Annotated in this window: 13 protein-coding genes; 3 read left to right on the top strand and 10 right to left on the bottom strand. The window is 33.6% G+C overall.

Annotated features, from left to right (window positions below; genetic code table 11):
- Nucleotides 1–2: 2 nt before the first annotated feature.
- The 10 genes from ABJM36_RS05150 to ABJM36_RS05105 form a co-directional block, all read right to left on the bottom strand.
- Nucleotides 3–1,670, bottom strand: a complete 1,668-nt coding sequence (locus ABJM36_RS05150) for an ATP-binding cassette domain-containing protein (RefSeq protein WP_348449870.1) — start codon at nt 1,668–1,670, stop codon at nt 3–5.
- 2 nt (nt 1,671–1,672) lie between these two features.
- Entirely contained in the window at nt 1,673–2,344 is a 672-nt protein-coding gene (locus ABJM36_RS05145; RefSeq protein WP_348449868.1) for a TetR/AcrR family transcriptional regulator, read from the bottom strand.
- Between the two features lie 345 nt (nt 2,345–2,689).
- Nucleotides 2,690–3,391: a sulfite exporter TauE/SafE family protein gene (locus tag ABJM36_RS05140; RefSeq protein ID WP_348449866.1), complete on the bottom strand. Its 702-nt coding sequence runs from the start codon at nt 3,389–3,391 to the stop codon at nt 2,690–2,692.
- A 1-nt stretch (nt 3,392) separates the two neighbouring features.
- Entirely contained in the window at nt 3,393–3,839 is a 447-nt protein-coding gene (locus ABJM36_RS05135; protein WP_348449864.1) for a FixH family protein, read from the bottom strand.
- Nucleotides 3,840–4,106: 267 nt separating this feature from the next.
- Nucleotides 4,107–5,531 carry a cytochrome c oxidase accessory protein CcoG gene (gene ccoG / locus ABJM36_RS05130; protein ID WP_348449862.1) on the bottom strand — a complete coding sequence of 475 codons (1,425 nt, stop codon included), beginning with the start codon at nt 5,529–5,531 and terminating at the stop codon, nt 4,107–4,109.
- A gap of 32 nt (nt 5,532–5,563) precedes the next feature.
- Complete coding sequence (locus tag ABJM36_RS05125; protein ID WP_348449860.1) at nt 5,564–6,460, bottom strand: cbb3-type cytochrome c oxidase N-terminal domain-containing protein; 897 nt, start codon at nt 6,458–6,460, stop codon at nt 5,564–5,566.
- Nucleotides 6,457–6,642 carry a CcoQ/FixQ family Cbb3-type cytochrome c oxidase assembly chaperone gene (locus ABJM36_RS05120; protein ID WP_144116952.1) on the bottom strand — a complete coding sequence of 62 codons (186 nt, stop codon included), beginning with the start codon at nt 6,640–6,642 and terminating at the stop codon, nt 6,457–6,459. The genes ABJM36_RS05125 and ABJM36_RS05120 overlap by 4 nt, the downstream gene beginning before the upstream one ends.
- A 21-nt stretch (nt 6,643–6,663) precedes the next feature.
- The gene (gene ccoN / locus ABJM36_RS05115) at nt 6,664–8,856 is read right to left on the bottom strand and encodes a cytochrome-c oxidase, cbb3-type subunit I (protein ID WP_348449858.1); all 2,193 of its coding nucleotides are present in this window, start codon (nt 8,854–8,856) and stop codon (nt 6,664–6,666) included.
- Nucleotides 8,857–8,867: 11 nt separating this feature from the next.
- Complete coding sequence (gene ccoS, locus ABJM36_RS05110) at nt 8,868–9,053, bottom strand: cbb3-type cytochrome oxidase assembly protein CcoS (RefSeq protein WP_348449856.1); 186 nt, start codon at nt 9,051–9,053, stop codon at nt 8,868–8,870.
- Between the two features lie 242 nt (nt 9,054–9,295).
- On the bottom strand, nt 9,296–11,671 hold the full coding sequence (locus tag ABJM36_RS05105) for a heavy metal translocating P-type ATPase metal-binding domain-containing protein (protein ID WP_348449854.1): 2,376 nt from the start codon (nt 11,669–11,671) through the stop codon (nt 9,296–9,298).
- Between the two features lie 112 nt (nt 11,672–11,783).
- Here ABJM36_RS05105 and ABJM36_RS05100 point away from each other — a divergent pair, with 112 nt between their 5' ends.
- The 3 genes from ABJM36_RS05100 to ABJM36_RS05090 all read left to right on the top strand — a co-directional run bounded on the left by ABJM36_RS05100 (nt 11,784) and on the right by ABJM36_RS05090 (nt 15,231).
- Entirely contained in the window at nt 11,784–12,461 is a 678-nt protein-coding gene (locus ABJM36_RS05100; protein ID WP_348450168.1) for a Crp/Fnr family transcriptional regulator, read from the top strand.
- A gap of 85 nt (nt 12,462–12,546) precedes the next feature.
- Nucleotides 12,547–13,674 carry a VWA domain-containing protein gene (locus tag ABJM36_RS05095; protein ID WP_348449852.1) on the top strand — a complete coding sequence of 376 codons (1,128 nt, stop codon included), beginning with the start codon at nt 12,547–12,549 and terminating at the stop codon, nt 13,672–13,674.
- Between the two features lie 90 nt (nt 13,675–13,764).
- Nucleotides 13,765–15,231 (top strand): magnesium chelatase, encoded by a 1,467-nt coding sequence (locus tag ABJM36_RS05090; RefSeq protein ID WP_348449850.1) that lies wholly within the window; start codon nt 13,765–13,767, stop codon nt 15,229–15,231.
- The last annotated feature ends 73 nt before the right edge of the window (nt 15,232–15,304 follow it).

Below are 15,304 nucleotides of genomic sequence, written 5' to 3'. Positions count from 1 at the left end.
ACTTAATCGTTTTTAGATTTTATTTTACCCTTATCTAAGGTTATAATTTCGTTACATTTATCTGTCCATACCGAACTAAAACTAACAACTATAAGTGCCCAAGGTCTGTCTGGGTGCGATAAATAATCTACAATAGCTTTTGTTTCCTTTCTATTAAACCTATCTAGAGCATCTTCAAGAATTAATATTTTAGGGGTCTTTAATATGGCTCGGGCTAATACTAATTTTTTAGAAACAGAGTAAGACATTTGCCTTCCATCGGGATATAATACCGTATTTAAACCTTCTGGCTGTGATTTTATAAAAGACTTTAAACCCACAATATTAAGAATCTCATAAACTTTTTCATCCGGAATATTTGTATTCGAAAAAGTGAGATTCTCTCTAATGGTACCTTCAAATGGGGTTTCGTCAGATAATGATAAGCCTAATTGAGAACGGTAGAAGTTTAAGTGAATACTTTTAATAGACATATCGTTAACATAAACATGACCACTTGTAGCTTCAATTACACCGGCAATTAGCCTGAGTAAAGTGGATTTTCCTGAGCCACTTTCACCCTTAACTAAAATTCTACTTTTCGAATTTATTTTTAATGATATATTTTTTAATATATGCGCATCTCTATTATCAATCTCAAAAGCAACATTATCTAATTCAATTTCTAAACCTTTACTAAATTGTGGTGTATCACCTTCTTGATCTTCTAATTCTTTATCAACTATTTGACCTATTTTTTCTAAAGAAGTTAGGGTGTCATAAAATGCCTCTAAGCCTAAAATGAGTTTTTCAACAGAGGCAATAACTAACAGAATAATAATTTCGGCAGCAACAAATTGTCCAATATTCATTTCTTGATTTAAAACTAAGGCACCACCAATAAGTAGCAAACTGGCAGTAACAATAACTTTAAAACCTATCATTTGGATAAATTGAAGCATTAAAACTTTAAAGTGACTCTCTCTAGCATTAAGGTAATTGTTAACCAGTTCGTCATTTTTATTAACACCTAAACTTGTACTTCCTGAGAGTTTAAAACTAATAACCGAACGTGCAATTTCTTGAATCCAATGGGCTACTTTGTATTTGTTTTTAGACTCGTATAAACTAGTGGACAACCCTTTTCTTGCTGTGAATTTAAAAACAACAAAAATGAGAGCAAGTAGTAGGAGACCGAAAACTATAAAAAATGGATGGTAAAACGATAGCAGGATTAAAGCAAATACTATTTGTAAAACCGCTGCAGGAACATCAATTAAAATTTTTGATAAACCTTTTTGAATGGTTAAGGTATCGAAAAATCGATTTGCCAATTCTGGAGGGTAATAATCTCGTAATTCGGCCATTTTTATTTTAGGAAAGCGATACGCCAACTCAAAGGACGATCTTGTAAATATACGTTGTTGTATGGTTTCTATAATTCTTAACTGCATAAGCTGTAAGGCCCCAGAAAATGCAACGCCTAGTGTTACTATAATGACTAAAACCACCCATGATGTTGATATTTGAGCGCCTTGTAATAAGTTGATAATAGCCTGAATACCTAGTGGGAGCGATAAAGCTACAACTCCGGCAAAAATGGCATAGTAAAAAATTTGTAAAATGTCTCTTCTTTCTAATTGTAGCATGCCAATTAAACGTTGCCACGGGGTCATTTGCTTGTGTTCCATATTTATGACTTAAGCGTATTAAGGACTAGATTTTTTATATAGTTAGTTGGGGTGACTTCATCATTACAATCTGTAATAGTGGTAAAATGGTCTTTTAAAAAGTGTTGGTGTAAGCTGCTTTCAAGTATGGTGCTGCCTAGGCTAGAAGCAAATTTGTAATCTGGTTTTACGGCAATAATCATATCGCGTAAACGATGTACAATGCGCTTGTAAATAATAAAAAAACCTTCTTTGTTTTCTTGATCGACTTCTTTAGTTAAAAACGATTTTGAATTTTCGTTAACTATAATAGTAGTTAATTTGGTATCATTAATATGTGAGAATTTCGAGTCTGCTTTTATACTTCTCGTAACAATTTCTATTGCTTTTTCTAGTTTGTCTGATGGAGTTAAACTGTGTGTTTCGAATACCAATTGGTATTCTATCCATGCCCAATACCAAGAGGATAAATAAACCAAAAGATTATGCTTACTTTCAAAATACCTATAAATAGAGCTTTCGTTAGAGCCTATTAACTGACCTAACTTTTTAAAAGTGAAACTATCAAAACCTATTTCGTGTATTAATAGGATGCTATGTTCTATAATGCGTTTACCTAAAGTAGAAGATTCTGGGTCTTTTACATAGATTTTTTCGGGTACAGAAATTTTTAAATTTGATAGTAATGAATCCATAATTAATAAATTTAATTTCAAATATAATAGTAATACTATTACATAAGAAATTAAAGCTATTGATTTTGCTAATGTCCCATTGAGAAATACTATGAGAGGACTTGTAAATGAAACAATTTAAAGACGGTTATATAATAAATACATACAAAGGCATTGCTTTAAAATGTACTTTGGCGTTTAATTGGGTTAGGGATTGCAGCGGCATCCTTTTTTGTATTTGGCTTAAAATAAATCCAACTATATTAGACTCATGCTTTAAGGTTTTAAAAACTAGTTAGCACAAAAAAGATATAGCGTAAAGCCCGACCCGAGGGGCGAGGGAACCCCCAAATTAAAATTTAAGAATTAATGACAATCGATACCATTGGTAACCATATCGTATACCGGAGCGGGAGATAGGTAAGGAATACCCAGGCCCAAACCGCGAATTATAAATAGCACCCCTATTATAACCACGAAAACCGGTATTATGTTTTGTATGCGTTGTCTCGCTTTGCCTTTTAAAAAGTGGCTAAAATAAATTGCGGTGGTCATTAATGGTATGGTGCCAAGGCCAAAAATGCTCATGTATAAACTACCGTTTAAGGCATTACCATTAGCAATGGCTGCAAATATCGCCATATAAACTAAGCCACAGGGCAGAAACCCGTTAAGAAAGCCAATGGTTAAAAACGTGTCCATTGTTTTCTTTTTTAAAGCTGTTCCTAAAGCCGATTTTACTTTAGAGATAAGCTTGTATATGGGTTTAGAGACATTGTATTTGTTAAATGTTTTTTGCGGTATAAGAACTACTAAAATCATTAATACTCCAATAGCAATGGAGAGTTGCTGTTGGAAACCAAAAATAAAAAGCCCTTTGCCAATAAGTCCAAAAACTAATCCGATTGTGCTGTAAGCGAGTAATCTGCCAAAATGATAAATGGCAATTTGAGATGCTTTTTTGAACCCATTTGTACGATCTACGGGTAACATAAAAGCTATAGGGCCGCACATGCCTACGCAATGAAAACTGCCTAAAAGCCCTAATATGAATGCTGAAAATAGCATATTAATAAATTATAGATTCTTTAAATAAATAAGATTTTCCGTTATATTGCCAATCTATTTTAATGTTCCAACGACCATCTACCAAACGATTGTCAGGTATGAGCAAATTTGAATTAGACAATGAGATAGCAGTCTCAAAATCTAGTTGTTTGTTAGATGGTCTATATAGGAACAATTTTCCTTTAATATTTTTATAATCGAATCCATTGGGAAACTGTATTACCAATCCCTTGTTTGTTTTCTTGTAACTTATATTTTCGTTTAAAGCCTTGGCGCTTTTTAATTTGTTTATGTCGTTTTGATATTGTAATTCTTCGGCATAATAATCTTCACTTACCAAATCATGGTTGTATTTACTATTTACACTCATGTTAATAACAAAGTACATTATAAACGAAATAAAGGCTATAAATGCAATAACAATACCGGTTCCCCAATTAATTTTCATCTTTCAATATTTTTGTCATACCCTAAACGAAGGGGATCTGTTTTTTAATTTTTTACATACAAGGGTTTTAAAACCTCGTACATCAGTGCTAATTATTTTAATGGCATTTCCCTATCGGGTCGGGCTTTACGCTATATCTTTTTTATTTGTTCTCGATACATTTTGCTCATGCTTCTCAAAACACTCGAACTGACATAAAAAAGGATGCCGCTGCAATCCCTAATGCACGGATCAGCCTAAGTTACTTGCTGTCTTTGTGCTTTTAGCTTATTTGAAACTCCGTGGTCCTAAAAAGTTAGCCGTAGTGGTTTCAATTAACTTATCGCCTTTGAAAACGCCAATTTTTATTTTATTTCTATCTCCAGATAACGCCGAATTATTTATTTCAATAAACAAGGTGCCTTCTGCCATACCTTGACTAGGTACTATAAAATCGGTACCTGTAGATACTAATTTTAATTCGCCTTTATGAGACATGAGTTTAAAGCTCACATCTTCAATATCTTTAGATGTTTTATTAACTAATTTATAGGTAAATACATTACTTATAATGTTGTTCTCTTTATGTTCATACAACTGCCCAGGAAGTCTTAAAATATTAGCTTCCACATCGTTTCTTAAAAACAACATACCAACCAATAAACCAGTTAAAATAGCTAAAACCGCTATATAACCTTTAATTCTTGGTGTTAGTTTAAAAGGTGTTTTGTTTTCAATGTTTTCTTCACTTGCATAACGAATTAACCCTTTAGGTAAATTAATGCTGTCCATAATATGGTCGCACTCATCAATGCAAGCGGTACAGTTTACGCATTCTAATTGTGTTCCGTTTCTAATATCAATACCGGTAGGGCAAACGTGTACGCATTGCATACAATCAATACAATCGCCATGACCTAAAGCCGCTCTATCTTCGTTTTTTCTAAACTTTTTTTTGCCATTTTCAGCTTCTCCACGTTTATGGTCGTAAGCCACAACAATAGATTTAGTATCTAAAAGTGCACCTTGTAACCTTCCGTAAGGGCAAGCTATAATACAAACCTGTTCTCTAAACCAAGCGAACACAAAGTAGAACACCGCGGTAAAAATAAGTAACGATATTAAGGTGCTTACATTATTAAAAGGACCTTCAGAAATATATTGGATGAGTTTGTCGCTACTAATTAAATAAGCTAAAAAAACATTAGCAATAACAAAGGAGATTAAAACGAATATTATAGTTTTAAGTCCTTTTTTTCTAATCTTTTCTGCATCCCATTTTTGTTTGTCTAGTTTACGTTGCTTGTTTCTGTCGCCTTCAATCCAGTATTCTATACGTCTAAAAACCATTTCCATAAAAATGGTTTGCGGACAAATCCACCCGCAAAAAATACGACCGAAAGCTACCGTAAAAAGGGCTATAAAAATAACACCAATTAACATGGAAATAACAAACAAATGAAAATCTTGTGGCCAAAATGGAAATCCGAAAATATTAAAACGGCGTTCCACAACATTAAACATTAAAAACTGATTACCATTTACCTTAATAAAGGGGGACAATAGTAAAAAAGCTAATAAAAAATAACTTACATATTTTCTATACTCGTAAAATTTACCACTTGGTTTTTTAGGAAATACCCAAGCGCGCTTACCTTCTTCGGTAATCGTTCCTATCGAGTCTCTGAAAGTTTCGTTCTCTGGGGTTTCCATGTTTTTGGTTGGTATTTACTCTTGCTTTATTCTTATTTTGCTTCAGTTTCGGCGTTTTCATTAACCCAAACATCACCTTCGGCAGGTTTTGGGTTTGCAGGTGTTGTGCCTTGTAAAGTCAATACATAGCTTGCAACTTGTGCTATTTGGGCTGGCTTTAACTGAGCTTTCCAAGCAATCATTCCTTTACCAGAACGTCCACCTTCAGATATGGTTTTAAAAACATTTTTTATACCACCACCTAAAATCCAATGGTCATCGGTTAGGTTAGGTCCAATACCACCCCCACCATCTGCCATGTGGCATGCCACACAATTGCTTGTAAAGATGCCTTCACCAGCTTTAATGTCGGCAGTTTCGGTTAAAACGGTTACCGTATTAAAGTCTACTAGATCTTTAGCTGTTTTTTTATACTCCTCTATGGCAATTTTAGCCTCGGCCAATTCTGTTTCTAATTCGTCTATTTGAGTATAGCCATCAAATACGTGGAATCTTAATAAATAAACGGCAGCAAAAATTATAGAAATGTAAAACGAATACACCCACCATGGTGGTAAGTTGTTATCTAACTCTTTAATACCATCGTAATTGTGGTCTAGGATAATTTCGGTTTCTTCTTCTATTGGTTTTTGGCCAAGTAGTTTTAGATATGTTTCTTTTATCCAAGTAAAGTTATATGTGCTTTGTTTTTCTGCTAAAAATCGTGCTTTTGCAGCGTCGTCTAGTTTTTGAAGCATAACGTTTTCTAAAGCACCAATAATAGCTTCGATAGCAATTAATATTAATAATACTAAAAGCAGAAAAAGTAATACTGCTGGATACTCCACAAATGCTGGCTTATTTCCAGAATCTATAAAGAATTCTACGGCTCCAAAAATAATAAAGAATGCTACTGGAACACGAATCCAGGATGGAACTAATTGTCTCATAATATATCGTCGTTTTGGTTGTCTAATGGCATGTTACTTACCTTGTCTATATAATCTTTTTTAGCAGTTATAACCCACCAAAATAGAACTACAAAAAAGGTGAAAAAGATAATTAAAGAAATCACGGGGTAAATCTCGATTCCTGCAATACTATCCATATGATTTTTTACAAATTTCAACATGATTTTTAAAATTTTAGTTGGTTAATTTTGCGCTGTTTCCGTTTTAACATCTGTTCCTAAGCGTTGTAAATACGCTATAAGGGCTACAATTTCTCGGTTTTTCATTTCTACAAATGTTTCACCGTTATCTGAAGCGTATTTTTTATCGGCCTCATAGGTTTTTGTAAAATCAGGATCAGCATGAAGGTTCTCTTCAATTTTAGTTCCTTGTTCTAACATACTCTGTTGCGCATTGGCTATTTCTTCATCTGTATATGGTACACCAAGAGATACCATGGCTTTCATTTTTTTCTCGGTCATAGATTTATCTAATTCACTACTAGAACCTGTAATTAACCAAGGATAGCGCGGCATAATAGAGCCTGATGAGGTGCTTTGTGGATCGTACATGTGGTTAAAGTGCCAGTTGTCGGAGTATTTACCACCAATTCTGTGTAAATCTGGTCCGGTACGTTTACTTCCCCAAAGAAATGGATGGTCATAAACAAATTCTCCGGCTTTAGAGTAATCCCCATAACGTTCTACCTCACTTCTAAACGGACGAATCATTTGTGAATGACAGCCTACGCAACCTTCACGTATATAAATATCCCGACCTTCTAACTCTAAAGGTGAATATGGCTTTACACTTGCTATGGTAGGTATATTTGATTTTACAACAATTGTTGGCACAATTTGAACAAGACCACCAATTAAAATAGCTATAGTAGCGCCTATGGTTAATTGAATTGGTTTACGCTCAATCCATGTGTGCCATCCTTCATTTGCTGTACGCTTTTTAGATACGCGCTCTAAAGCAGCAGCTTCTGCTAGTTCGTCTTCAACTTTACTACCTTTTTTAATAGTTGCAATTACATTGAACACTAAAATTAGCATTCCTGTTAAGTATAACGTACCACCAATGGCACGCATCCAATACATAGGCATAATTTCGGTTACGGTTTCTAAAAAGTTACCATAAGTTAAAGTGCCATCTGGATTAAATTGTTTCCACATACTGGCTTGTGTAAATCCAGCCACATACATAGGTAAAGCGTACATAATAATACCTAAAGTACCTATCCAAAAGTGTAAGTTAGCAAGTGCTAAAGAGTGTAATTTAGTTTTAAATAATTTTGGTACTAAATAGTAAATCATACCAAAAGTTAAAAAACCGTTCCAGGCTAAGGCACCAACGTGTACGTGTGCAATAATCCAATCGGTATAGTGGGCAATAGCGTTTACGTTTTTAAGGGAAAGCATTGGCCCTTCAAAAGTTGCCATACCGTAACCAGTAATGGCTACAACCATAAACTTTAAAACCGGATCTGTACGAACTTTATCCCAAGCACCACGAAGTGTTAATAATCCGTTTATCATACCACCCCAAGATGGCAATAATAACATTATAGAAAATGCTACACCTAAGTTTTGTGCCCATTCTGGTAATGCGGTATATAATAAGTGGTGTGGTCCTGCCCAGATATAAATAAATATTAACGACCAGAAATGCACAATAGATAATCTATAAGAATACACTGGTCTGTTAGCGGCTTTAGGTACAAAGTAGTACATAAGTCCTAAAAACGGTGTAGTTAAAAAGAAAGCTACCGCATTATGTCCGTACCACCATTGTACTAAGGCATCTTGAACTCCTGCGTACACCGAATAACTTTTCATAGCACTAACAGGAAGCTCCAAACTATTAAAAATATGAAGTACGGCAACTGTTACAAACGTAGCAATGTAAAACCAAATGGCAACATATAAATGGCGTTGTCTTCTTTTTAACATGGTACCAATTAAGTTCCATCCAAATATCACCCAAATTAAGGCAATGGCAATATCAAAAGGCCATTCTAATTCGGCATATTCTTTTGAGCTTGTATAGCCTAAGGGTAGTGTTATAGCTGCTCCAATAATAATAAGCTGCCAACCCCAAAAATTAAGTTTACTTAAAACATCACTAAACATTCTTGCTTTAAGTAAACGCTGTGTAGAGTAATAAACACCTGCAAAAATGGCGTTACCAACAAAGGCAAAAATAACGGCATTGGTGTGTAGTGGTCTTAATCTTCCAAAACTTAACCACGAAATTCCGTCTGTTAAGTTTGGAAATAAAAACATAAATGCTAGTAGCAACCCTACAAGCATACCTACAACCCCCCATAGCATAGTGGCGTAAATGAAGTTTTTTACGATTTTATTATCGTAATGAAATTGTTGCATTTCCATAATTATAATTATTAATCTTTTTTGGTTAGTATTGTTTTTTCTGTTTTATCTTTAATTAATTCGTCCTCAAATAACATACGTACCGATGGTGTATAACTATCGTCATACTGCCCACTTTTTACAGCAAAAATAAATGCCACAAAAAAGCCAATAGCAACTATAATGCTAATTGCAAGTAAAATATATATAACGCTCATACCTATTAGAAGTTACGGTTCAAAAGTACTTTTATGCTGTTTTTTAAAACATGACATTTATCATGTTTCATTATTTTATTCGGGCGTTTCCTCGAAAAGGAGGTCGAGCTTTTCGTTACAAGTCCTCGATTCGCTAATAAAAATTGGCAAACCTGTGGGCTATCCACTACAATCCCTAACGCACTATCCTTCAAAGTCAGTATTCAATGTCGTCTCTGTTCTTCTCAGTTTACAGTCTGTCATTAGTTTAGTTTTTTACCCACAACATTTGTGCTAATGGTTGTAAACACGACAATGCTTATAGAGCTTAAAGGCATAAGTATAGCAGCGATTACAGGTGCTAATTGCCCAGTAACGGCAAAATATAATCCAATAATATTATAGATAAATGAGAACAAAAAGCTCCATTTAATAATTTTTATAGCTGATTTTGAGGCCTTAATAAAATAGTGTAATTTATTAAACTTGGTGGCGTCCAATATAGCATCACAAGCTGGCGAAAACACATTAACATTTTCAGAAATTGCAATACCTACGTCACTTTGTGCTAATGCACCTGCATCATTCAAGCCATCACCAATCATTAATACTTTTGCACCAGAATTTTGATGGTGTTTTATGTATTCTAATTTGTCCTCTGGTTTTTGATTAAAAAGTAGCTTTGTTTTGGCTGGTAATAATTTTGTTAAATTCTCCTTTTCGCCGGCATTATCACCAGATAAAATGACTAGGTCGTAGTTCTTTTTAAGTGTTTTAAATAACTTGGAAAGTCCTTTTCTGTATTTATTATAAAACGTAAATTTCCCTTTGTATTGATTGTTAGTGCTAATATGTACGGCAGTATTTAAAGTAGCCGTTTCAAGAGTGTGTCCTACATAGGGAGCAGATCCTATTTTTATTGAGTCTTGGTTGTGTTTTGCGGTAATTCCTTTGCCAATATGCTCTATGTAATCATCTACAGTTACAATGTCGTTTTTTGCTAAAAGGGAATACAACGATCTGCTTAAAGGGTGGTTAGAGTTACGTAAGGTGCTTTTTAATAAAGATTCTTCATTAGCCGAAAGTTCAAAACCATCATAGGCGATGGTTGTTTGTTTATTAGCTGTAATGGTTCCTGTTTTATCAAAAATAATGGTGTCGATAGCTGCTAATTGTTCAATTACCGAAGCGTTTTTGGCATAGAATTTTTGCTTTCCAAAAATACGTAGCATATTACCAAAAGTAAAAGGTGCAGCTAAAGCAATAGCGCAAGGGCAAGCAATAATAAGAACTGCAGTAAATACATTTAACGCTTTTGTTGAGTCATGTAATAACCAAAATCCTGTGGCAAGAAACGCAATAGATAATATGGCAATTGTAAACTTTTTACTAATGGCGTTGGTTAGGTTTGTAAAACTGTCTTCTTTGTTTTTGTTAAAAATATCATTACTCCATAATTGGGTTAAATAACTTTGCTCTACCGTTTTTAAAACGTCTATTTCAATACTACCATTTAGTTGTTTTCCGCCAGCAAAAAGTTTGTCGCCCGATTGTTTGGATACGGTTTCCGATTCACCAGTTACAAAACTGTAATCAATTTTGGCTTTACCATTTATTAAAATACAATCTACCGGAATAAGTTCTTCATTTCTAATTAAAAGTCGGTCACCTTTTTTAATATCGTAAACTTGAATAGAGGTTTCTTTTTTATTGGCATCAATCTTAGTAATTCCAATAGGGAAATACGATTTATAATCCCTTTCAAATGATAAAAAATTATAGGTTTTCTGTTGAAAAAATTTACCGAGTAATAAAAAGAAAACAAGGCCGGCTAAACTATCAAAAAAGCCTGTTCCTATATCTAGCACTATTTCAGCAGTACTTCTTAAAAATAAAACAGTAACGCCCAAGGCAATAGGTACATCAATGTTTAAGAGTTTCGATTTTAGACCTTTGTATGCTGAGATAAAATAGTCTTGTGAACAATAAAAAACAACTGGGAGCGAAAACGAAAACATGAGCCATCTAAATAATTGCTTGTATTGTTCTAGCCAAAATTCTGTGGATTCAAAATATTCCGGAAACGACAAAAACATAATGTTTCCAAAGGCAAACCCTGCAACACCAAGTTTATAAATAAGCGATCGGTTTACATTTTTTTTACCAACACTATAGTCATCCAAACTAATAAAAGGTTCATAGCCAATACTGCTTAAAAGTGTTACTAATTCCTTAATGCTAAAGGTATTGGTATGATAGTTTACGCGAACCGTTTTCTTTCCAAAATTTACAATAGATGAGCTTATAGAAGGGTGAAGTTTATTTAAGTTTTCTAGTACCCAAATACAAGAACTACAATGGATATGAGGGATATATAGTGTAACAATCTGAGTTTTCTCGTCGTTAAACTCTAATAAATTTTCAACAATTTTAGCATTGTCTAGGAAATTATATTTGCCTTCAATTTCTTTAGGCGTGGCCCCCGGGGCGTTTTGTAAATCGTAGTAACATGTTAAATCGTTTACCGAGAATATTTCGTACACCGTTTTACAGCCGTTGCAACAAAACGGTTTGTTATCATATATAATATCTGAAGTTGTAGAATCTAATCCACAATGGTAACATGTTTTATGTCCCATATAATTTGCTCATTTATACCTGCGGCAAAGGTTACTATTTAGCAAAAAATAAAATATGATATTAGTCATGATTTATTTATTTTTACAGAACTTTCAAAATAATAAAAGAGGTATGAGTAAGTGCGAACAGTGTATTATTAAACAATTTAATTCTTTAAAATCTTTAACCAAAGATGAGTTGGTTCGTATTTCTGCTTGTAAAACCTCTAAAATTATTAAAAAGGGGGAAGTTATTTTTGAAGAAGGCGATACCTTAAACGGTGTGTATTGTGTAAAGGATGGGGTTTGTAAACTATCTAAGCTTAGTGAAAACGGAAAAGATCAAATTGTAAAAATGGTTGTAAAAGGGCAACTATTAGGGCAACGTTCTTTAATTAGCGACGAGAGTTCAAATTTACAAGCGGTTGCTTTAAACGATATGGAAGTTTGTTTTATTCCAAAAAGTGAGATTATTGCAGATCTTCAAAAAAACCCTAAATTCTCGTTCGATGTTTTACAAGATATGGCTAATGATTTAAAAGAAGCCGATGATATTATTGTAAATATGGCACAAAAATCTGTAAAACAACGTTTAGCAGAAACGTTGGTTTATATTTACAATAGTTTTGGAGTAAATCCAGATGGAACTTTAAGCGTACTTTTATCCCGTGAGGATTATGCAAGTATAGTTGGTACGGCCACAGAATCTGCAATTCGTGTACTTTCTCAATTTAAAAAGGAAGGTTTAATTACTACCGTAGGTAAATTTATTAAAATTGAAGACCTTAATGGTTTAAAGCGTGTAGAGTAACCTTATTTAGTATTTCTTGTTAAAGAAAATATAAAAACAATTATAGGTTTTAATGTCCTGAAAAATATAGTATTTTTATAGGGCTATGAAAAACAATATAAACTATAGAAAAGGCTTCGTTTTTAAAACATACGAATCACCTTTTCAATCGCCATTCGATAAACTTTTTGAAATTTTCAAAGAGTTAATTACGCATACTTCTGGCGATTTTGATGAAGCTATCGATTGGCTTCGTGAGTTGGATAAAGAATATAAGCTTACTACACCGGAATATACAATAGACGATTTTATTGAAGACTTAAAACTAAAAGGCTATTTACGAGAAGAAATTGATCCTGATGGAAATGGAACCTTAGCTATAACTGCTAAAACGGAACGCGCCATTAGACAACAAGCTTTAGATCATATTTTCGGAAAAATTAAACGCAGCGGACAAGGAAACCATAAGAGTAAAAGCCCCGGCGTAGGCGATGAGCATACTGGCGATTTTAGAAATTACCAGTTTGGTGATGCTTTAGATAAAGTGTCTATGACCGAAAGTTTAAAAAATGCGCAAATTAATCATGGTATTGGTGATTTTACATTATCCGAGGACGATTTGGTGGTTGAAGAAACCCTGCATAAATCACAAATGAGTACCGTTTTGATGATAGATATTAGTCATAGTATGATTCTATATGGTGAAGATAGAATTACACCTGCTAAAAAAGTAGCCATGGCTTTGGCAGAATTAATAACTACAAGATATCCCAAAGACACCTTAGAAATTTTAGTTTTTGGTAACGATGCATGGCAAATAGAAATAAAAGATTTACCCTATTTAAAAGTAGGACCTTATCATACTAATACCGTTGCTGGTTTGCAATTAGCAATGGATTTATTACGTAGAAAACGAAATACAAACAAACAAATCTTTATGATTACCGATGGAAAACCAAGTTGTTTGCGATTACCCGATGGTCAATATTATAAAAATAGTAATGGTTTAGATTCTCATATTGTAAACAAGTGTTACATGATGGCTCAACAAGCCAGAAAACTGCATATTCCAATTACCACATTTATGATTGCTCAAGATAGTTATTTAATGCAATTTGTAAGAGAGTTTACTTATGCCAACCAAGGGAAAGCATTTTATACTGGGCTTAAAGGTTTAGGTGAAATGATTTTTGAAGATTACGAAACAAACAGAAAAAAAAGAATTAAAGGATAATTAATTAGCTGTTAGCAATTGGATATTAGTCTTTAGCTTTTTTATAAGAGCTTTGCCAATAGATAAAAGCAAATGGCCAAAAGGTATAAAATGAAAATAGAAAATATAACAACACTAGGAGAATTAAAAGCTTCAGGTTATCAATCAAAATCTATTAAAGATGAATTAAGGGATAATCTAATTAATAAAATAAAAAATAAAGAAACGACGTTTAAAGGTGTTCATGGTTATGAAAACACGGTAATTCCAGAGTTGGAACGCGCCATTTTATCAAGGCACAATATCAACTTACTAGGTTTACGAGGGCAAGCGAAAACGCGTTTAGCACGTTTAATGCTAAATTTGTTAGATGAATATATTCCAATTGTTGAAGGTTCCGAAATAAATGACGATCCTTTAAAACCAATTTCAAGATATGCTGTTGAATTAATTAAAGACAAGGGTGATGATATACCTATAGTATGGTTACACCGTAGTGAGCGTTTTGCCGAAAAACTGGCAACGCCAGATGTAACGGTTGCGGATATCATAGGTGATGTCGATCCTATAAAAGCAGCTAATTTAAAATTAAGTTATGCCGATGATCGTGTTATACATTATGGTATGATACCTAGAGCAAATCGATGCATATTTGTAATTAACGAATTACCAGATTTACAAGCTAGAATTCAAGTGGCCTTATTTAATATTTTACAGGAAGGGGATATTCAAATTAGAGGGTTTAAATTGAGGTTACCTTTAGATATACAGTTTTTATTCACTGCAAACCCGGAAGATTATACAAATAGAGGAAGTATTGTAACCCCTTTGAAAGATAGAATAGGGTCTCAGATTTTAACACACTATCCCGAAAATATTGAGACGGCAAGACGAATTACCGAACAAGAAGCAAAAATAGTTGAAGGTCAAAATGAAATGGTAAAAGTTCCAGATTTAGCAAGAGATTTACTAGAGCAAATTGTATTCGAAGCCAGAGAAAGTGAATTTATCGATGCTAAAAGTGGGGTGAGTGCACGATTAAGTATAACAGCCTTAGAAAACTTGTTAAGTACCGCCGAAAGAAGGGCTTTAATAAATGGAGATAAGCAAACAACATTAAGGTTATCCGATTTTGTGGGTATAATTCCTGCTATAACAGGAAAGGTTGAATTGGTTTATGAAGGGGAGCAAGAAGGAGCAGCTTCGGTAGCTTTCAATTTAATAGGGGAAGCTGTAAAAAGATTATTTGAAGATCTTTTTCCTAAAATAGGAAAGCTTAAAAAGCAAGATGAAGAAAGCCCGTACGATGATATTGTATCATGGTTTTTTAATCAGAAAGAAGGCTTTGAGTTATTGGACGAATTGCGCGATAAAGAATATGAAAGCTTATTAAATGGTATTTCACCTTTAGATGATCTTATTGGTCAATTTCAACCAAACGTATCAAAAGAGGATGCTTGCTTTGTTAAAGAGTTTGTGCTTTGGGCTCTGGTTGAGTATAAATTATTAAGTAAACATAGATTTACCGAAGGGATTCAATTTAAAGACCCTTATGGTAGTTTTATAAGTGGTATCTAATCACTAAATACATATACTAAATTTTTAAAATGCTGTAATGGAACTATAGTTTTCTATTACAGCATTTTAGTTT

The organism is Algibacter sp. (assembly GCF_039977455.1).
Classification (GTDB): domain Bacteria; phylum Bacteroidota; class Bacteroidia; order Flavobacteriales; family Flavobacteriaceae; genus Algibacter_B.
Note: the sequence above shows the minus strand (reverse complement) of the source record. Positions and strands in the feature narration are given on the sequence as shown.